The organism is Vibrio sp. 10N.261.51.C6, assembly GCF_041471785.1.
Taxonomy (GTDB): Bacteria; Pseudomonadota; Gammaproteobacteria; order Enterobacterales; family Vibrionaceae; genus Vibrio; species Vibrio crassostreae_C.
In genome coordinates this window covers 1-19,684 of sequence record NZ_JBFRPB010000023.1, presented here as the reverse complement: position 1 = coordinate 19,684, position 19,684 = coordinate 1, and the positions used below count along the sequence as shown (strand labels likewise).

The window sequence follows — 19,684 nt, the reverse complement described above, 5'->3', positions numbered from 1 at the left end:
TAAGCCAGTTGGCAACCCTATGTAAGATTGCTGCTGATTATTTACTGTAAATTGAACTTAAGCTTGTTCTTTTAGCGCTTTGAAGCGTTCTACTTGGTCGGCAATAAGCTCACGCTTTTCGTTGCGGCCTAGGTAAATCTTAAAAATGTTCTCACCGGTTTCACTGAAGAAGCCGAAGTAATGACTTTCACGACCCATGAACGCCTTGCTCACCAAACCGATATGTTTAACGTTATCAAGTTTAAGGTGACCATGAAGCTCGCCCTCTTTGCCCATTAGGTTGTAGTAACCACGCGCTACCTTACCTTTCGGGAATGGCGCTTTAACTTCAAAGATAGAACCAAATGAATGCACGATAGTGGTCACAGGGCCCCAACCCACTAAACCTTCTAGAATCTCTTGAGCACGGCTGCCATCTAGCATTACCGCCATGTCGTTTGGAAAAGCAGCAACCACTTCAACCTCTGAAACACCTAGCTTCTCAGCAATTGCTGTTGGCAGTAGTTTTGGCTCTTCTTCTAAAATTAGAGCTACGCGTTGTTCTAGAGTTTCTGTCATTTCTAATGTTGTATCTGTCATTGAATATGTTCCGTATAAACGAGTAAGTTATAAACTAAAAATTCGATATTAAGCGTGCTTCAAACTTGCATACGGGTGTACGCCCGAACCTGACGCTTTAGGCGCTGGGTGCATAGCTTGGTATTCAGCGTTAAGCACTTGAATCACACTCTGCGCTAGGCTTACCGCCCAAAAGCTGCCAGCAATAGTCAGGCTCAGATAATCTTCCGAAAGCTCAACTAAACCGTTCTTTTCCCAATGCGCGAACAAAGGTTTGAGGTAGTCGAACGTATCTTGCCCCATAAATCTCGGTAGCGTACTTCTTCTAACAACACCAGAATCGAAACCTGCCTTTAATGTTGAGAAGATAGGCTCTAATGAGCTTTGCTTAGTCATCATGGCAATAGGTAATTGACCTTGCTTTATAGACTCCATGTAGCTGTCTAAAGTTCGATGCTGCATCACACCATGACCGCCGATGTTGCCACCAGCGCCACAACCAATGGGTAGAACTTCGGCATAAGTTTTCGCTAAGCTGTTGTAAATGCTGCGTTCGCGGTTATCACGAGTCCAGTGGTTTACGCTCAGTTGCTTGACCTTATTTTTTGCCATGAACTCCACAGCCGCCAAATACATGCTCGCCTTATCTGGCGTATTCGCAGGCGGTGGGATTTTTCCTTTCTCAACAAGATTAAGCATAGGTGCATTGCCCGCAACAATCAGTTGGTAGAGGTCAATGCCGTGTGCGCCAGTAGACATGTAGTCTTCTAAATCTTGTTGGAACACTTCCATAGATTGGTGTGGTAATCCGTATATCAGATCAAGAACGATTGGCGCTTGCTCGGTGCGGCTTAGTGAACTGATACGTTCTAGCACAACCTCTCGGTCATCTAGGCGCTTAGCACTACGTCGAACCTGAGTATTGAAACTTTGAATACCGAACGAGAAACGATTGAAGCCACCTTCAAGCGCACGATCAAACATCTCGTCACCAAATCGATTGATGCGCCCTTCCAATGTCATCTCAACATCGTTTGCTAGTGGGAAATATTGACGAATCGCTTTACCCAGCTGCTCAACTTGTTGAGGCGACAAATCGGTGGGAGTTCCGCCACCAATATAGACGGCGTGAAATAGTCCAGACTGAGCCCAAGGTGTTTTGGCTTTCTGCTTTAGCTCGACCATCAGTGCATCGAAATACTCATCCACCAATTTACGGCTTGCGGCATTTTGGAAGAAGTTACAGAACGTACAACGCACACGGCAGAAAGGAATGTGAATATACAGGCAACGCTTATCCTGTTTTTTCCCTTCACTCAGCATCAGTTCGTCAAAGAGTTCTAACTTCTTACTGGGGTCGACCGGAATTGAACTTCCTCCGGCGTGTGCAGAATGCTTTTTCGCAAACGCAAAACGAAGCGGATCAGGGCTAGAAACACCCAAAATTGATTCGTCAAATTTATAAATATCAAGACTCATATAATCTCTCTAAACACTTACATAGCAAAGCCTGGAAGACTATTCGCTAAAAACTGAGAGAATCATAAATACACGCAAATGATAATGCAATTGATAATTGATCTTATTTAGATTCTAAGCAATAATCCGATACAGAATTTTGATTTGGTAAAGGATTGATTGTGAACGTTCCTAGATATGTTATTGCAGGCGGTGCATCGTTAGTGATTCATGCAGCGTTATTGTTTGTCGCTCAAGAATCCAAAGTATTTGCGATGCCTGCAGGTAGCCAATCGAACACGGTATCGATCAACTTCACTCCTAAGAGCGTTCCTTCACAAGCTCAGCAAAAAACAATCACAGAGCTAGTTGAACCTGAGCCAATAAAAGAAACCGTCTCACAAGCCGAACCTAAACCAGTCGAAACAAAAACGGTTGAGCCAAAGCAAGCTAAGCCAACCCCAAAGAAAAAAGCGATCACCAATAAACCTCAACCAAAGAAAGTTGAGAAAAAAGTTATTGAGAAGAAGGTTGTCGAGAAAAAGCCGGTTCAAAAGAAACCAGTGACTGAGAAAAAGGTGGTTAAGAAAGAGCGTCCAGACCTAAAACCAGAACCAAAGTCCAAACCAGCCACTCAACCAGAGAAACTGGCCGACAAGAAAGTCGATAAGAATATGGACGAATCTGCCAACCAACCTCAGGAAGTAAACCAAGGCGTGTCAAACCAAGAACCGGTTTTAGTCACTAAGCCTTCGTTCTCTGCGCGTCCTACCCCACCGAATTACCCTCGCCAAGCAAGACGTCGTGGCGTTGAAGGTGTCGCGACTTATGAGATCTGGCTAGACGCTGAAGGCAAACAAATTAAACAAGCATTAGTAAATTCATCAGGCGCGCTAATGCTCGATAACGCCGCATTAGATGCCATTAAACAATGGAAATTCTCACCTCACACTGTCAATGGTCGAGCGATTGCTCACCGTGTACAAATACCTGTTCGTTTTAGGTTGGATTAATCATGCAACAAATCAGTTACTTACAAGATCAACTTGGCTTAATGACTTGGCCTCTTCTCATCTGTTCTGCATTAACAGCAATGATCATCGCTGAACGTATCTTCCAAGTGATGTTAAGCATTGGTGTTGGCAAACGCGCCATTCGTCGTGAGCTTAACCAAATTTCACCAACCAACAGCAAAGAGATTGAAGCGCTTGCTCAGTCGATTTCAGGTAAACGCCCGCTCTTGTACAAGGGCGTGTCAATGTTGCTTGCTCACCACTCTTTCTCAAAAGGGTTACGTGAAGATGCCGCTGGGATCTGGCTACAAGAAAAACGCCACCAGCTTCATGCAGGTTTAAGACTGCTTGGTTTGATCGGCGTGATCAGCCCACTCATCGGCTTGCTTGGTACGGTACTTGGTCTTATTGAGATGTTTAAAGGCGTTGCCGCGACAACAGGCAGCATCACGCCTAATGATTTGGCAGACGGTCTTGGATTAGCAATGCGAACCACAGCAGCAGGTTTGATGATTGCGCTTCCTGCTATTTCAGGGGCGCAGCTACTAGGGTTATGGGCCGATCGAGTGCTAGCTCAACTGGAGCATACATTGAACTATGTGAATGTGTGGCTAGAAGGCATGTCGATTCAAACCAATCAGTCCGATGATACTCAAGGTAAGCCTGTCAACAAAACCTCTATCGGTGATGTGAGCCAAGCATGATTAAAACGCCCCACTCATCTCACACACAGAGCCTAGCGCCGGACTTAACACCGCTGCTCGACATCATTTTTATCGTGATGGTTTTTCTATTGCTTACGGCATCGGTAAAGCTGGAATCGCTAGAAGTTGAGCTGCCAAGCTCGGATGTTAAAAACGTTTCTGAAGTCCACAAGGATTCAATTAGCGTCAATATTTTAGACCGCGAACCCTACTGGGCAATTAACGGCCAAGAATACATCGACTGGGAAAACTTCAAGATTGCGCTGTTAGAAGAGACTGGTTCAACGGATAAAAAACCGATCATCATTGGCGCAGATAAAGCCGCTAACGTGGAGAACCTAGTGAAGTTGCTTTCATTCCTTCAAGAAAACGGAATACCAGCGACTCAATTGCTCACGGACGATGGCTAGAGCGACACTCAATTTTCACGAGGTTTGGCTTCTGGTTGATAAAACTAAACAAGCAGACTAAGCCTCTCTATCGATTCGAACTCACAATGCGAACGGACTGCTCACTGAGTATCTTCGCGATACAAAAAGAAAATATAAAGAACTTATTATGAACAACTTAAACGTGCTCAATAAATTAAAGACCAAGACACCTCTTCTTTCATTAGCTGCAATCAGCCTGGCACTTAGCGCACCCGCAATGGCCAACGACGCTGAACAACCTCGAATCATCAGTGCTGGTAGTGCCGTTACTGAATTGGTTTTGGCATTAGGTGCCGAAGAGCAGTTAGTCGCGATTGATGTGACCAGCCACTTCCCTCAAGGAGAAAACCTGCCAAAGATTGGTTATCACCGAAACCTGTCTGCTGAAGGTCTACTCGCCCTAGAGCCAACCACATTGATTGGCTCGGATGAAATGGGACCAGACAACGCTATCTCTCAATTAAAATCGGCAGGCGTCGATGTAGAGATTGTTAACACTGAAGCAAACGTGGAAGGGCTATTAAAGCGTATCGACCAAATCGCAAAGATCACCCATACCGAAGACCACTCGCAGCAAGTGAAAACCGATGTGAATCAAAAGATCGCAGCACTGAAAGCGAACCAAGTACCAAGCAACGAAGCGAAGAAAGTTCTATTCCTGTTGCTGCATGAAGGTCGCCCTGCCAACGTTGCTGGCGGTGAAACATCACCAAACGCAATCATCGAGTTAGCTGGCGGTATCAACCCTGCCGCTCAGAGCTTAACGTCTTACAAGCCACTTTCAATGGAATCACTCGTTGAGATGCAACCTGATGTCATTTTAGTAAGCGGCCGTAGTTATCAAAAAATGGGCGGCGCAGATGCCATCCTGAAATCACTGCCTATGCTAGCGGCAACGCCTGCAGGTATGAACAAGCAAATCATTACCGTAAATGGCAGTGCTTTGGTTGGCGGGCTTGGCCTAGAAAGCCTCTCTGAAGCAAAGCGTCTAAACGCACTTATCTACCCGCTATAACTCAACCACCCTATTTCTGCTATCGCTAATTCGCTTCCCTCACCAACTGACTCACGCTGTTGTTGAAGGAGGTCGAAGTTAGCGATAGATATTGAGGCCCTTTATGTTGTTACGCTCCGTCCCACTGAAAACGTCGATGTTAGCTCTAGGTGCAACCCTAGCTTTTGTCGCGCTGTACTCGATCACTGTTGGGCCAATGAACATTAGCTTAGCGGACAGCGCCACAAGCTTAATTAAACCAAACAATGACTTAGCACCTCACATCAACTTAGTGATTCAAGAGATCCGCTTACCTAGAACCATCTTGTGCATGCTGATTGGTGCGATCCTCGCCTTGTGTGGTGCAGTGATGCAGGGTTTGTTTCGAAACCCACTTGCAGAACCTGGCATCATAGGTGTGTCTGCGGGCGCAGCATTAGGTGCTGCACTGGCTATCGTTTTGTTCTCTGAGCTATCGCTTCAATACCCTGCTTTCATGAACTTTGCTGCGGTTCCTGTGTTTGCCTTTTTAGGTGGCGCTTTAACCACACTCTTGGTCTATAAACTGGGCACGGGTAAATTCGGAACCTCAGTAACCATCATGTTGTTGGCGGGTGTGGCGATCAGTGCGCTCTCTGGGGCTGGTATTGGGTTCTTGAACTTCATCGCTGATGACCAAATGCTGCGTGATCTTTCGTTGTGGTCAATGGGTTCATTGGCAGGCGCTAAGTGGTCAGGCATTTTGCTGGCTGCTGTCACGCTCGTTGGATTGTTTGTTGTTTTCTACCGCCAAGCGATGTCTCTAAATGCTCTATTACTGGGCGAGTCAGAAGCACAACACCTTGGTATCCCAGTTCAAAAGCTTAAACGAAAGCTGATTCTACTGACGGCTGCGGGCGTTGGTATCACGGTTAGCCTGTCTGGCATGATTGGTTTTATTGGATTGGTTATCCCACATTTAGGTCGCATGTTAGCAGGCCCGGACCACCGAGTTCTGTTGCCACTATCAGCGGTACTAGGCGCACTACTGCTAACCGCCGCAGACATGTTCTCACGTGTGGTACTTGCTCCGGCAGAGCTACCTGTAGGTATTGTCACTGCGATTATCGGTGCCCCCTTCTTCTTGTATCTACTATTTCAACAGAAAGGGAGAATCCTTTAATGTTTCCTTCAGCGTTAAAAGCGACCGATATCGAAGTGAAGTTCGGCAGCAAAGTGATATTAGATGGCGTTTCTATTGAGATTGAGGCTGGAAAGGTAACCACACTGCTTGGGCCAAATGGCGCAGGGAAAAGCACGTTACTTAAAGCCTTGTGCCAAGAGATATCAAGCAACGGCGATATCCAATATTTTGGACACACCAAAGACAAGTGGCCTTCTCAAAAGTTAGCGAAGCACCTTGCTATGCTTCCTCAACACAGCACATTGACCTTCCCATTCTTGGCACATGAAGTTGTCGAGCTTGGTGGGATTCCTCTGCAAGAATCCAACAAAAAACTAACTAGCATTGCTAGCCAAAAAATGGATGTTGCTGATGTGACTCACCTGAGTGAAAGGCTTTACCCTTCACTATCAGGCGGTGAAAAGCAGCGAGTGCACTTGGCTCGAGTATTAACTCAGCTTCACCACTCTGGTGACCAATGTATTTTGATGCTTGATGAACCAACCTCTGCACTGGATCTTGCCCACCAGCACAACACCTTAAAGATTGCGAGAGAATTAGCCGATAACCACAATGCCGCGGTTATCGTGGTTTTGCATGATCTCAACTTAGCCGCGCAGTATTCCGATCGATTGGTGGTATTGAAAGATGGCAATTTGGTGTGTGATGGCAAGCCTTGGGATGCACTGAAACCTTCGATGATAGAAGATGTGTATGGTTACAAAAGTATCGTAGAAAAACACCCAACCATGAGCTTCCCTCAGGTTCACCCCGCACAATAAGTCCGATTAAGGAGCGACTCGTTTTGAGTATTCGTTCTTGATAACAATGACGTAATCCTAAGCCTCGATTTGTTCGGGGCTTTTTATTGGCTCACAGCCACTCTCTCGGCTTAAACTCAATTTTATTAATAACCACAACAGCAAGCACCAAAACGACTCACCTTGAGCATTTGAGGCTCTAGAAATGAACTCTACTTGTTAGGGTTACTTAGCTTTTAACACTGAAGAGAAAAACGCACAAAAAGTGAAACAGCAGGCACAAAAAAAGCCCCCGTAGGAGCTTCTTTTATCGAGTGTTGATTACTGACTCATGCGAATCAATGACTTACCAATCAACCACTCTAGTTCTTTACCGCTAGTATCACCAAACTGAGTTTCAGTCAGCTTGTATAGACGGTCAATACCGTTTGCAGCGAACTCATGAGCGCTCTCAGCAGTAACGATATGATGGAAAAGTAAACGTAAAATTGCTAGGAACTCAGCGTCTTCAAGTGCTGCAACCCAGCTAGCTGAAAATGCGTCAAGGCCATTTTCGAAGTCAATGTGTTCCATGAACATCTTGAAAATACGACCGTCTAGAGCAGCAGTAAAATCCGTTTTCTTTGGAAAGTGATGACTTATACCTGTACGAGAAACACCCGTTTGTTGACTCAACGTCGTGTATGACATCTTGTCGTAACCCAATCTTAGTAGCTGGTCTACAACGGCATCCATGATTTTCTGGATCGTGATTTCTGTATCTTCTTTACTACGCTTTGGCATATTCAGGCTCTTCTCTTTGTAAATCCATCTAACTCAATCAAATGAAGTCAGAATGAAAATCGTTATCAGCATTATGTGAGCAAGGTATTTTTTCGCAAGTATTTATAACTAAATTCACACAAATACTATGTACGAACAATTTTACAGTGATGCCTCTTTGGACACTTTGTCTAATTATTCTTCGAAAATCACCTTACAATCCTAAGTCGATAAGTTTAAATAACGACTTCGAATATGAAATACCCAACGAAAAATTCATTGTATAAATACTTATCAAGCGATAGATAGTCTTATAAAATCATTTCTGGCGCAACTAAGTGAATGATATTCTGACAAATTAATAACATTCCTTTTCAACAAAACGTGAGGTAAATCACATACATATTTATCGGCGCGAATGTAGATATTCATTAAACACCTTAACAAACAACATAGCATACCAGTATAAATTAGTTCAAAGGTTTTAATTTTTGTAGATACAGTTCAAATTGCTCGTTAGAATAACCTCAGACTTTGTAAGAGGATTATTTATGAGCCAAGATATTGGTAACAACGATGTATGTGAGGCTTGCGGCTGTGCAGGCGAAATCGGGTTCATCATTAAAGAAGGCGACGATGTTGCTGAAGTAACGGTTTACGGAAACTCAAAAGCACTGATTGAAGCTGAGTTTGCTAAGTATGTTGAACTTGCTAAACAAGTGTCTAGCAACGTTGAGTTCGAAGCATCAGAGATGACTGAAGAAAGCACAGAGTTGCACGCTCGCTTTAAATTTGAAGTTAGCGCTGAGAAGATTATTTTTGAACTTAAGACTCGCTCTCTAGCGCGTTAATATAAGCATTTATATGCTTATTAAAAGACGAGTGAATTACTCGTCTTTTTTTAATTGAACCCAAGCCAGTGACCCATTTTGCTCAAAATCGTTTTCTGCAGCGCACTGAATCACTACGCCCCCCACCTCTAACACTGCCCCAATGCTATAAGCCTTGCCATCGTAATAACAAACTCGTTGCTGTTGACCGCCTTGTGTCACCACCACCGCAGCTTTACCGGGCGTTGAAATTACTTTGTTGGCACTCGCAGACATTGAGCCAAACACTGAAGCGGCTATCAGAAAGACCTTAATAATTCGTATATTTACTCTAATCATTAATTTACCTATCATCTTTGCTCCATTCCTCGTTAATCTACCGCCAAATGGGTAAAACACTATGCGAGATTAATTTTTCCATTATAGTGTAAGCGTCTATCGTAATAAGAAGCCTGTTATGCTCAGAATAATTGCACTTATTATTGGTTCCTTAACCATAACAAATGTCAGTGCTGAACCACTCGATCACTATCAAATATTGAACCATCTCGATAATTACGGAAACTTATATCTACGAAATAAGCCTTATACATCACTTCCAACGGGCTTGGTGGTAGATGGTAATCTCAATATAGAGAATACTGCGATCACACGCCTGCCCAAAGGGTTAGAAGTGAACGGCAGCCTAAAAGGCTCTAACAGCCAACTCGCTCGAGTCCCGAGCGGGGTTAAGATAAAAGGTTACGTCGACTTGATTGGCAGCCAAATCACCAGTTGGCCAAGAGGTGTAAGAGTGGGCGGCTTTATCAACCTCACCGACACTCCACTGGAAAGGCTACCGAATGGCTTTAGAGTGAAAGGCGATCTGAGCGTGATCCGCACTCCTTTGACTGAGCTACCCAACGGGATCGTGGTTGATGGCGACTTATATATAGGCGGTTCTGGGATTACAACATTCCCCGAGACCATGACAGTCAAAGGCAACATCTATCTGGGCGGCAACACTGTAACCACATGGCCAACCAATCTAGAGCTCGGTGGCGCAGTCGCTCGCTAATTCAGGCTAAAGCTCTATTGCTCTATTGCTCTATTGCTCTAATACGTTAATACTCGGTCACAGCAGCAAGTAGCGATTCAGAAACAAAAAAAGGAGCCCAAGGCTCCTTTTTCAATTCAATCAAGTTGCTAATCAACTAGCAAGCTAACACTCGTTAACCAATGTTCTTCACTGGGTTCGCGTAGCTATCGATCAAGTACTGACGCGCACCCTGTGGCAGGCTCGACAGTTTAGCTTCAAATTCTTGCTTAACAGTCGCTGTAATCGACTCATCTTCTTTTTCAGCTGCCAGCAAGTTTACTGGGAACAGTTTGTAGTTATCGTGGATCTGACGATCGATCTCTTCAGCAAGCGCTTCAGGGGTATCAAAATCTTGATCGATAACCTGACCGAAACCAACGTGAACGCGTCCTTTATTACCGATGATGCCTTGAATGATACTTTCGATATCTTCAAACTCACCCTTTTCGTAACTGCCGTTTACGTCTTTTTCGAAAAGCTCTATCGCTTTAGCCGTGTCACATGGGTCGTTCTCATAAGAAATAGCCACAGGAACAATCTTCAATGACTTCACGTATTCAGGGAAAGCAATTTTTTGCTTACGTCCTTCAACGTGGAACATTTTCAAAATTGCTGGCTCAGTAAAATCGTTACCGTCTTTCGCACGACCTTCCTTTTGAGCGATCCAGATTGAGTTGCCTGTTTCTAGAGAGTGCTTAATGTAAGAAGACAACTGCCCTAGCGCTTTCATCATCTCACGCGGTCCTTTCAAAGAACGCTTTACGATGAAGCTCTTGTTTAAACGCATCAATTCAGTCGCACATGGCTTCTTCAACAGGTTGTCACCAATAGCGATACGACAAGTCTGATGATTATTTTGATGCAGAGCGTAATTTACCAACGCAGGATCCATAGCAATGTCACGATGGTTTGATACAAACAGATAAGCTTGGTTCGCATCCAGTGACTCGACACCAGTGTACGTCACACCGTTGGTGGTTTTCGCTAACGTGTCGCGTAAGTACTTTTTCACTTCAATCTGAATGGACTCAACGCTAGTCAGCTTGCTCCACTTCATTTTTAAGTACACACGCAAAATCGGGCTCATTAATGCTTTGAACCAAGACGCATGGTTTGAAAAACGGTAGTGCAAGATTGCACTGATAAATTCTTCATCATTAATAAGACGGTTTAGTGCCGCTGGAATTTCATCATCGCCGTAAGGACGAATATCAACATATGGATCGGTTGGAGAGGTCATTTTTTAATTCATATAATAAAAAGCTGGCTCATTCTACGCGTTGTTTTGACTTCTCGCAGCTACAGAGCCCATACTTTTGACAAGGTCAGACCAGAAACATTGAAAATCCCCTGTTATTGTTGGCATTCTTTAAGATTAACGGTAATCTTGACGCCCCAAAATTAAGGTACTATCTATGAACTTCGCTATTGAATATACATCGGCTTACTTTTCACACTTGGTGATCACACCACGCAAGAAAGTACTTAAACATAGCCTTGTATCGGTTCAAAGTGGCTTGGTTTTGATTAAGTTAGGCAAACAAGAGTATGCCGTTGAACCAGGACAAAGCGTCTGGATTCCATACGACTGCCTAACGTCACTGACCTACTTTCCAAACACTCAGGTTAACCGCGTCGATTTTTCTGTTCGTTTGACGGATTCATTCCCAAGACAAGCGGGTTACATTACGCAAACTAACCTCTCTTCGGCGCTACTAGAAAAGTTAGAACAAACCAAAGCTCGCGCTTCCAATGCCAATAATACGGAACAAGCGTTTAAAGATATGCTTTCTGTATTGAAGCAAGAAGTGTTGTCGTTTAAACCACTGCTTTGCGAAAGTGCTCTTTCTCAGCGATTCAATCAATGGAACATTGATGATTCAAACCTGCCACAAGAGCACACTCTGGTGATGGTGATGCGAGAAGCGAAGAAACGCATGCAGTCAGGCCAGAAACGTTCACTTGTGATTGATGACCTGTTCTCAGGTAAAGAAGAAGAGTTCGAACAACTGTGTATGCTTGTTTTTGGTGAAGATCTATAGCTTGGCAGTAAGTGAGTGTTGGTATTTAAACTAGCAAGCCAGATACTAAAAAGCCGCAAAAACTGAGTTTTTGCGGCTTTTTTAATTCTTACTATTTAGACGTAGATAGCAATCTATCTGTGTATCTGCCTGTCTAAAATGGCAACTCAACCTGCATCATTAGGTCGGCGTCACGTGAGTCGTGCCAACGATAATCAAAGCGCATACGCGGCTGCCCTTCGACTTTCTCGCCAAAACCGATGCTGAGTTGAAGACCATGATTCATCAACCACTCTTCAGTCGACATATCATACTGCTCATCTTCAAGGTCTTCTGGAAACCACATACCCAAGCCAACATAGTTTGACTCAATGCTTTGTGTCAGCAATGGCGAGTCTTTGGTTTGAAGAACCCAGTCAGACCAATAGTCCGGTGTGCTTTCCGGTTCATCATCGCTCAGCCCACTGATTTCCATCATACGTTGGCCAAAAGACTCAATGCTGGTCGAGAAATCTAGACAATTGTCATCTTCATCAGAAGTCAGCATGATTGAATCTAAGCTAAAAAAATCACACTCAGCATACGCAGGCATACTACATGCTGCCATGATCAACGTCGCTGGTATCGCGCTCTTTAGCATAGTCCTCTGACCTCTTGATTAGTGAACTCACATTATCTGATACAGTCCACTATCTTGCAACATCTTTGTAACTGACTTTGTACTCAGTTTTGCAACATCGCTTCCACTTATCAGTGCATTACGTATGTCTGTGCTGCGAATTTTCACTTTTTCAGGGCAAGCCATTACAGACCACTGCTCGGTAATCTCATCTGATTTATAGAAAGATGAGAACTTAAAGAAGTTATCTGGGCCAATAACAAACGTCAGTTCAGCGTCACGATGTAACTTTTGCAGTTCACTGAGTACAGCAAAAGTCGTCACGCTTTCGCCGGGTGTAAATAAGCTCTTTTCGATCAACGAAAGCTCAACTTGATCCAGTGAAAGATCACTGATAAATGCATTAACTAACTGACATCTCGTATCAAAGTCTAGCATCTCTTTTCCCCAAGCATGGGCAATACTTGGAACGAGTAGAATTTTGTCAAAGTGAGCCAACGAATCAATCACACTTTTATGCCCTAGGCTCGGTGGATTAAACGCACTACCGAAAATGGCTATTTTTTCCATTGTTTATTACTGCCTTCTCTTTCTAAGCTTGTGCAAAGAGGTTTTTAAATCGGATGATTTAGGTATGATAACACTAGATTTTTAATTTGCTTGCAGGAAAGGAATACGAATGGAACAGTTAATTCGTGACGAAATGCGCGTACTACCTTCAATTGACCCTCACTTCGAAGTGACTCGTCGTGTGGACTTTATTAAAACGAAACTTCAGCAGTCAGGCTGCAAGTCTCTGATCCTTGGTATCAGTGGCGGTGTAGACTCAACGACCTGTGGCCGCTTGGCACAAATGGCCGTGGATAGCCTGAATGAAAACTCTGGCAGCAACGACTACCAATTCATTGCGGTTCGCCTACCTTACGGCGAACAAAAAGATGAAGATGAAGCACAACTTGCTCTCTCTTTCATCCAGCCTTCTCAATCTGTTTCTGTAAACATCAAAGCGGGTGTTGATGGGCTTCACGCAGCATCTCACGTTGCACTTGAAGGTACAGGTTTACTACCAACAGACTCAGCAAAAATCGACTTTGTTAAAGGTAATGTGAAAGCTCGCGCTCGCATGATCGCGCAATACGAAATTGCGGGTTACGTTGGTGGTCTTGTGATTGGTACTGACCACTCAGCAGAAAACATCACTGGCTTCTACACCAAACACGGTGACGGTGCATGTGATTTAGCGCCTTTGTTTGGCCTGAACAAGCGTCAAGTTCGTGAACTTGCAGCAACGCTGGGTGCGCCAGAGCTATTGGTTAAGAAAGTGCCTACTGCCGACCTAGAAGAGCTTGACCCACAGAAAGCCGACGAAGCAGCATTGAACCTTTCTTACGACCAAATCGATGATTTCCTTGAAGGTAAAGAAGTCCCTCAAGACGTGTCAGACCGCTTAGTAGGCATCTACAAAGCAACACAGCACAAGCGTCAACCGATCCCAACGATCTACGATTAATTGTTTGAATTAATCTTAGAATCAAAAAGGCCGGAAGTTCATTTCAGTGAACTTCCGGCCTTTTCTATTCAATGTGCTTTTCTTTCTGGCCTTCCGACCTACCGAGTTAGTCTACAACTTCGATATCAGTTTGAGGCACACTGCAACACGCCAGTATTTGCCCCATGTTGCGTTCATGCTCTTGCAACGCCGGTACATCAGGTTGATGAACTTGCCCAGACTCAAGGGTCACTTTACAAGCACCACAGAAACCCGCGCGACAGCTTGATGCGATAGACACGCATGCCGACTCAGCTTGCTCTAGTAGTGTTGATTGGTTATTACCTTCGAATAGGTAGCCGTTGACACTCAACTGCAGTTGTTTCACAGCTTCTTCAGTCGACTGAGCAACACCAAATGCTTCTTGGTGGTAATGCTGAGGGTTCAGTCCCATTTGAATCAGCAATTTCTTAGCATTATCCATAAAGCCGTCAGGGCCACACACGAATGCTTGGCGCTTATGAAGGTCCTCAATTTTGGCGACATGAGACACACTCAAACGACCTGACAAACCATCCCACTCTTTCGTTGGTTGGCTTAGTGAATAAATCACACTTAGACCAGCATGTTCGCGAGCGATCTTATCAATCTCAGCTTGATAAGGGATATCTTCTTCACTGCTGCATTGGTGATAGAACACCACATCATCAATTTGACCATGGTCTGCCAAGTAACGAAGCATCGACAACATAGGGGTAATGCCGCTGCCTGCAGACAACAGCAGTAATGGGTGAGTTGGATTCGCTTCTAAGTAGAACGCACCATCTGGGTTTTGAGCAACTAGCGTATCGCCCACTTGGAAATGATCATTCAACCAATTAGAGATCTGGCCATCGTCCACTCGCTTCACTGAAATCGCTAAACGACCCGCTCGTGAAGGGCTAGAAGATAACGTGTAACGACGAGAAAACTTCTCGCCATCAATCACCATCTCAATCGGTAAATGTTGCCCTGGCTGATAGCTTGGTAATGAATGGTTCTCTTTCGCTGGCTCTAGCCAAAAGGTTGTGAAGTCGCGAGCAATCTCTTCACGCTCGACGCAAGTTAAGTGCAGTGATTCTACCCAAGTGTCTTCGTAGTGCTCTTTTTCTTTGGTTTCGAGTACTTCAACCACATCACCTGCTCTAACCAAGCCTTCATTTTTCGCGACTAGGTTCTGACCAAAGAAAACGCCACCACGTTCATTAGCTCTGAACGTAGAAAAGGTATTGAGTGGCTCTTTTGTTGCTCTGAATTCGCCGCTCTCAACATCGACTGTCGTTAGGATACAGCGCTCACAAGGCTTCACCGCTTCGAATTCAACCTCACCAATTCGAATGCGCTTCCAACCATCTTCAGCAAACGCTTCAGTGTTTGAGACGACAAAATTGGTGCGGAACTGATCCATGGAATGCGTTTCAGGACTACGGCGATTCAACTCATCAAGCGAAGCTTGGCTGATGATTAACATCGGGTAACCATCGGCGAAACTGACATTCTGACCAAGCTTTTCTCGAACACGATTAGATTGCTCACCACAGAACAGAAGTTCTACGCGAACACCAAGCACATCGCTAAACCAATCATCCGCCTCGTCGTTGGTGGTATAGGCAGTGAAGCTATCTTTCCACACTGTTGCAGGCGCTTCTTGCATCTTGAAGTTTGCATATTTTAGGCGCAGCGGTTCTTTGCCTTCGTAAGTAAAAATCAAACCGTCTGGCTGCAAGCTAGAAGACACCTTGACCATTTTAGGGTACTTACGCGCCGTCACCATTGAGCCGTCAGCCAAGGCCAACATAAAACGTCTGTCGAAGGTAAGGCCCTGTTTTTCGACCCAAGCAGAAGAGAGTGCAATTCCACCTACTGATTTAACCGGAAACACGTTGATTTGAGATAAGGAAGGAGCTTGCTCTGAAGCCTTTCGATCTATAGGTGACTGCGACATAACGATTCCAATGTTTTGTTGTTTGTCCCAATGCTAACAAATGGTTATAAATAGATAAACTGGCAGGCATTAAACACTTGATACTAAGCTAATATCTTGAGATGTTTAAACGACTGTCTTATATACATAAAGACACCAATGCATTAGCTTTCGCCATACGTTCTATAATTTAAACACGGTTATCGCATTGAACCTTCATTGAATAAAAAGGATTTATCATGAACAAACTCGTCATTATCATCTTATGTGTACTGCTTCCGCCTGTTGGCGTGTTCTTCGCTCGTGGCGCAGGTAAAGATTTGGTGATTAATATCATTCTTACTTTCTTCTTCTGGGTTCCAGGAATGATCCATGGTCTGTGGGTAGCCACCCGCTAACCCTTATTAACAAATAGATACCGAATAAAATATCCATAAAAACAAGCTCCTAGCCATGAAGAGTTAAAAATAGGATGAAATGAAAGTACTTTTCCACTATCATCCTGTCGCCTAAACGTAAGCGATTGCTTTCACAGATTTCGCTGAGTTTAGGCTCCAACTACATAACACTTCAAATGGTGGGAGCCTTCAATGACACAACTTACGATTACTCGTCCTGACGACTGGCACGTTCATCTACGCGATGGCGAAGTATTAAAAGATACAGTTCGCGATATCAGTCGTTACAATGGTCGAGCGTTAATCATGCCAAATACCATCCCACCGGTAACCGATACCGAAATGGCTCTTGCTTACCGTGAACGCATCATGGCAGAGCAGCCAAGTGAACAATTCCAGCCTCTGATGGCACTTTACCTAACAGACAACACAACACCTGATGAAATTCGTAAAGCAAAAGAATCTGGCGCTGTTGTAGCAGCGAAGCTATACCCTGCTGGCGCAACAACAAACTCTGATTCAGGCGTAACTTCTGCTAAGAACATCTACCACGTACTAGAAGCAATGCAGGAAGTTGGCATGCTACTTTTGGTACACGGTGAAGTAACGACTCACGATGTTGATATCTTTGACCGTGAGAAGCAGTTCCTGGACACAGTACTTGCACCGATTGTGAACGACTTCCCTAACCTGAAGATTGTTCTAGAGCACATCACAACTGCAGATGCTGCGACTTTCGTGAAGAACGCGAACGACAACGTTGCTGCGACTATCACCGCTCACCACCTGCTTTACAACCGCAACCACATGTTGGTTGGCGGCATTAAGCCACACTTCTACTGCTTACCAATCCTTAAACGTAACACTCACCAATTAGCGCTTATCGAAGCGGCAACAAGCGGCAGCAAGAAGTTCTTCTTGGGTACAGACTCAGCACCACACGCGAAAGGCGCTAAAGAATCAGCATGTGGTTGTGCGGGTTCTTACACTGCGCACGCTGCAGTAGAGCTGTACACAGAAGTATTCGAGCTAGAAGGTAAGCTTGAGAACCTAGAAGGTTTCGCGAGCCACAATGGCCCTGACTTCTACGGTATCCCACGTAACACAGACACCATCACTCTAGTAAAAGAAGAGTGGAATGTATCTGAGACAATGCCTTTCGGTTCAGACATTGTTGTGCCAATCCGTGGCGGCGAGGCGATTGCTTGGTCTGTAAAATAAGCACTTGGGCTGTTAAATAAACACCCTCCATTTAGCGAAAAGGGTCACCATAGTAATTATGGTGACCCTTTTTTGTTTCGATGAAAGACTGTCTTATTCCCAGCAGTAATTTAACGATTACTTACCGCGAATTTTTCCGATAGCAGTCCAAATAGCAACGACAATCAATCCAGATAAAACCCCAATCACACCATTTAATAGCGTTGGTACCACCGCAGTCGCAATCGTATGTCCACTGAAGTCCATAATAATCGGTTCAATTAAGTGATGAATTGCTGGAACGTTGTGTACCACAATACCGCCGCCAACCAAGAACATCGCAGCCGTGCCGACAACCGCAAGCATCTTCATTAGATTTGGTGCAAATGCGACTAACCCATTACCCAATCGGGTTTTAATGGCACTCCCATTTGATGTGCGTTGGAGATAGAAACCTAAATCATCCAGCTTAACGATCCCTGCCACTAAGCCATAAACACCAATCGTCATCACAACCGCTATCAAACTCACCACAAGAATCTGAGTCACGATACTTGTACCCGTCACAGTACCCAGTGCTATCACGATGATTTCCGCCGATAAGATGAAGTCGGTACGAATCGCGCCAGCGACCTTTCTCTTCTCGTATTCCTCTATGGATTCACCAGTACTCGTATCTTCCCCCTTTTCATCATCATGATGAGCATGAGGAAAGAGCTTCTCTAAGATTTTCTCTGCGCCCTCAAAACAAAGAAACAGACCACCAATCAAAAGCAAAGGCATGATCAGCCAAGGAATAAAGGCACTGATCAATAATGCCGCGGGCACCAAAATCAGCTTGTTTTTAAATGAGCCTTTGGCAACCGCCCATACCACTGGGATTTCTCGCTCAGCAGAAACACCGGATACCTGCTGGGCATTCAGCGCTAAATCATCCCCCAACACACCAGCTGTTTTTTTCGCTGCGACCTTAGACATCAGTGCGACATCATCCAATACGGTTGCAATGTCATCCAGTAGCGTTAATAAACTTGCTCCAGCCATTTTATGGTCTCTTTTAAGGGATTAAACAATTGATAAAATGTAACACCATCAATTCACTCGTCAAAGTTATGAGTCTGTAAAAAATAGAGTCACAAGTTGTGTTTTCTATTGCCGTCTCAGCTAGACAGGACTAGTCTGTCCTCATCTTTCGCGAACATAAAAGAAGAAGTATAGATGAAAAGTGAATACTCCTACCCAATTGGTAAGCCAGGACAAAGATGGCAAGAAGCAGAACGTGAAGCATGGTTAGCTCAACGAACGGTTAAGCGTGAATACCAGCAAGAAGTTGTACCAAAGATTAAAGCACTGGCAGACCGCTTTGACATCGAACAATACGGCGCACTGAGCTACGACGAAGCTCGCTTCCCACTCTTCGCTATCAAGAGCAAAAACTGGGACGAGTCAAAGCCGACGATTCTGGTAACAGGTGGTGTTCACGGTTACGAAACCAGTGGCGTGCATGGCGCGATCAAATTCGCTGCGACTCAAGCAGAAAAATACACGGCGCACTTCAACATTGTTGTCGCACCTTGTGTGAGCCCTTGGGGATACGAAGTGATCAACCGCTGGAATCCAAATGCTGTTGATCCAAACCGCTCTTTCTACGACGGTACGCCAGCAGAAGAATCAGCAAACCTACGAGCTCTAGTAGCGTCTCTGCCAGAAGTATTGGTTCACGTTGACCTGCATGAGACGACTGACTCTGATGAAACTGAATTCCGACCTGCACTCGCAGCTCGTGATGGCATTGAGTACATCGAAGGTATGATCCCAGACGGTTTCTACACTGTTGGCGATACTGAAAACCCACAACCTGAATTCCAAGCTGCTGTCATCGCTTCAGTTGAAAAAGTAACCCACATTGCGCCTGCGGATGACGAAGGCAAGATCATTGGTTCAGACGTCACTCAACACGGCGTGATCAACTACCCAATGAAGAAGCTTGGCTTATGTGGCGGCGTGACTGACTGTAAGTACGGTACAACCACAGAGGTTTACCCAGACAGTGACAAAGTAACAGACGAAGAGTGTAATGATGCTCAAGTTGCTGCTGTTGTTGGTGCTTTAGACTACGTTATTCAGCACGAATTGAACGCATAAGCTCATACCCGCTAATAACTAGAACCGAGCACCTAGACTAATAACTAAGAGCCAAGAACTAAAAGAGCCACAAATGACTATGAACTGACCCCCAATAG

Annotated in this window: 22 protein-coding genes; 13 read left to right on the top strand and 9 right to left on the bottom strand. The window is 44.6% G+C overall.

The genetic code is table 11. The features are described 5' to 3' along the window. Window positions 1–57: 57 nt before the first annotated feature. Both hutX and hutW read right to left on the bottom strand, forming a co-directional pair. A complete protein-coding gene (gene hutX, locus AB4375_RS07150; RefSeq protein ID WP_016784265.1) occupies window positions 58–579 on the bottom strand; it encodes a heme utilization cystosolic carrier protein HutX in 522 nt (173 codons plus the stop codon). Between the two features lie 48 nt (window positions 580–627). Then, window positions 628–2,037 (bottom strand): heme anaerobic degradation radical SAM methyltransferase ChuW/HutW, encoded by a 1,410-nt coding sequence (hutW, locus tag AB4375_RS07145; RefSeq protein WP_372051254.1) that lies wholly within the window; start codon window positions 2,035–2,037, stop codon window positions 628–630. Window positions 2,038–2,198: 161 nt separating this feature from the next. On the opposite strand from hutW, the gene AB4375_RS07140 reads away from it, so the two are divergent. The 6 genes from AB4375_RS07140 to AB4375_RS07115 all read left to right on the top strand — a co-directional run bounded on the left by AB4375_RS07140 (window position 2,199) and on the right by AB4375_RS07115 (window position 7,102). Then, a complete protein-coding gene (locus AB4375_RS07140) occupies window positions 2,199–3,029 on the top strand; it encodes a TonB family protein (protein ID WP_372051253.1) in 831 nt (276 codons plus the stop codon). A gap of 2 nt (window positions 3,030–3,031) precedes the next feature. Further along, the gene (locus AB4375_RS07135; protein WP_132969242.1) at window positions 3,032–3,733 is read left to right on the top strand and encodes a MotA/TolQ/ExbB proton channel family protein; all 702 of its coding nucleotides are present in this window, start codon (window positions 3,032–3,034) and stop codon (window positions 3,731–3,733) included. Continuing rightward, window positions 3,730–4,143: a biopolymer transporter ExbD gene (locus AB4375_RS07130; protein WP_017062756.1), complete on the top strand. Its 414-nt coding sequence runs from the start codon at window positions 3,730–3,732 to the stop codon at window positions 4,141–4,143. Before AB4375_RS07135 ends, AB4375_RS07130 begins: the two co-directional genes overlap by 4 nt. 148 nt (window positions 4,144–4,291) lie before the next feature. Then, the gene (locus tag AB4375_RS07125; RefSeq protein WP_017062757.1) at window positions 4,292–5,179 is read left to right on the top strand and encodes a hemin ABC transporter substrate-binding protein; all 888 of its coding nucleotides are present in this window, start codon (window positions 4,292–4,294) and stop codon (window positions 5,177–5,179) included. 103 nt (window positions 5,180–5,282) lie between these two features. Further along, entirely contained in the window at window positions 5,283–6,320 is a 1,038-nt protein-coding gene (locus AB4375_RS07120) for an iron ABC transporter permease (RefSeq protein WP_017064312.1), read from the top strand. Continuing rightward, on the top strand, window positions 6,320–7,102 hold the full coding sequence (locus tag AB4375_RS07115; protein ID WP_017067953.1) for a heme ABC transporter ATP-binding protein: 783 nt from the start codon (window positions 6,320–6,322) through the stop codon (window positions 7,100–7,102). The genes AB4375_RS07120 and AB4375_RS07115 overlap by 1 nt, the downstream gene beginning before the upstream one ends. A gap of 300 nt (window positions 7,103–7,402) precedes the next feature. Here AB4375_RS07115 and AB4375_RS07110 read toward each other — a convergent pair whose 3' ends face one another. Further along, window positions 7,403–7,864, bottom strand: a complete 462-nt coding sequence (locus tag AB4375_RS07110) for a TetR/AcrR family transcriptional regulator (protein WP_004731875.1) — start codon at window positions 7,862–7,864, stop codon at window positions 7,403–7,405. A gap of 530 nt (window positions 7,865–8,394) precedes the next feature. Between AB4375_RS07110 and AB4375_RS07105 the strand changes: the two genes are divergently transcribed. Beyond that, window positions 8,395–8,694, top strand: coding sequence for a YfcZ/YiiS family protein (locus AB4375_RS07105; protein ID WP_017062761.1), 300 nt, complete (start codon window positions 8,395–8,397; stop codon window positions 8,692–8,694). Between the two features lie 36 nt (window positions 8,695–8,730). On the opposite strand, the gene AB4375_RS07100 is transcribed toward AB4375_RS07105, so the two are convergent. Then, window positions 8,731–9,027, bottom strand: a complete 297-nt coding sequence (locus AB4375_RS07100; RefSeq protein WP_372051252.1) for a YnjH family protein — start codon at window positions 9,025–9,027, stop codon at window positions 8,731–8,733. Between the two features lie 103 nt (window positions 9,028–9,130). On the opposite strand from AB4375_RS07100, the gene AB4375_RS07095 reads away from it, so the two are divergent. Further along, window positions 9,131–9,730: a hypothetical protein gene (locus AB4375_RS07095; RefSeq protein WP_050643301.1), complete on the top strand. Its 600-nt coding sequence runs from the start codon at window positions 9,131–9,133 to the stop codon at window positions 9,728–9,730. Window positions 9,731–9,884: 154 nt separating this feature from the next. Here the strand turns inward: AB4375_RS07095 and AB4375_RS07090 are convergent, their stop codons facing one another. Continuing rightward, window positions 9,885–10,991 (bottom strand): 1-acyl-sn-glycerol-3-phosphate acyltransferase, encoded by a 1,107-nt coding sequence (locus tag AB4375_RS07090; protein ID WP_372051251.1) that lies wholly within the window; start codon window positions 10,989–10,991, stop codon window positions 9,885–9,887. Between the two features lie 175 nt (window positions 10,992–11,166). On the opposite strand from AB4375_RS07090, the gene AB4375_RS07085 reads away from it, so the two are divergent. Beyond that, entirely contained in the window at window positions 11,167–11,793 is a 627-nt protein-coding gene (locus AB4375_RS07085; protein WP_017064307.1) for a hypothetical protein, read from the top strand. Window positions 11,794–11,926: 133 nt separating this feature from the next. Here the strand turns inward: AB4375_RS07085 and AB4375_RS07080 are convergent, their stop codons facing one another. Beyond that, entirely contained in the window at window positions 11,927–12,412 is a 486-nt protein-coding gene (locus AB4375_RS07080; protein ID WP_017064306.1) for a hypothetical protein, read from the bottom strand. 27 nt (window positions 12,413–12,439) lie between these two features. After that, complete coding sequence (locus AB4375_RS07075) at window positions 12,440–12,961, bottom strand: nicotinate-nicotinamide nucleotide adenylyltransferase (RefSeq protein WP_017064305.1); 522 nt, start codon at window positions 12,959–12,961, stop codon at window positions 12,440–12,442. Window positions 12,962–13,070: 109 nt separating this feature from the next. Here AB4375_RS07075 and nadE point away from each other — a divergent pair, with 109 nt between their 5' ends. Then, window positions 13,071–13,901: an ammonia-dependent NAD(+) synthetase gene (nadE, locus tag AB4375_RS07070; protein ID WP_017062768.1), complete on the top strand. Its 831-nt coding sequence runs from the start codon at window positions 13,071–13,073 to the stop codon at window positions 13,899–13,901. Between the two features lie 106 nt (window positions 13,902–14,007). Here the strand turns inward: nadE and AB4375_RS07065 are convergent, their stop codons facing one another. After that, entirely contained in the window at window positions 14,008–15,864 is a 1,857-nt protein-coding gene (locus AB4375_RS07065) for an MOSC N-terminal beta barrel domain-containing protein (protein WP_372051250.1), read from the bottom strand. Window positions 15,865–16,082: 218 nt separating this feature from the next. Here AB4375_RS07065 and AB4375_RS07060 point away from each other — a divergent pair, with 218 nt between their 5' ends. Both AB4375_RS07060 and pyrC read left to right on the top strand, forming a co-directional pair. Beyond that, on the top strand, window positions 16,083–16,241 hold the full coding sequence (locus AB4375_RS07060) for a YqaE/Pmp3 family membrane protein (RefSeq protein ID WP_017059962.1): 159 nt from the start codon (window positions 16,083–16,085) through the stop codon (window positions 16,239–16,241). Window positions 16,242–16,433: 192 nt separating this feature from the next. After that, window positions 16,434–17,462 carry a dihydroorotase gene (pyrC, locus tag AB4375_RS07055; protein WP_017070686.1) on the top strand — a complete coding sequence of 343 codons (1,029 nt, stop codon included), beginning with the start codon at window positions 16,434–16,436 and terminating at the stop codon, window positions 17,460–17,462. A gap of 117 nt (window positions 17,463–17,579) precedes the next feature. Here the strand turns inward: pyrC and AB4375_RS07050 are convergent, their stop codons facing one another. After that, entirely contained in the window at window positions 17,580–18,485 is a 906-nt protein-coding gene (locus AB4375_RS07050) for a DUF808 domain-containing protein (protein WP_372051249.1), read from the bottom strand. Between the two features lie 174 nt (window positions 18,486–18,659). On the opposite strand from AB4375_RS07050, the gene AB4375_RS07045 reads away from it, so the two are divergent. Further along, window positions 18,660–19,586, top strand: coding sequence for a M14 family metallocarboxypeptidase (locus AB4375_RS07045; protein WP_372051248.1), 927 nt, complete (start codon window positions 18,660–18,662; stop codon window positions 19,584–19,586). The last annotated feature ends 98 nt before the right edge of the window (window positions 19,587–19,684 follow it).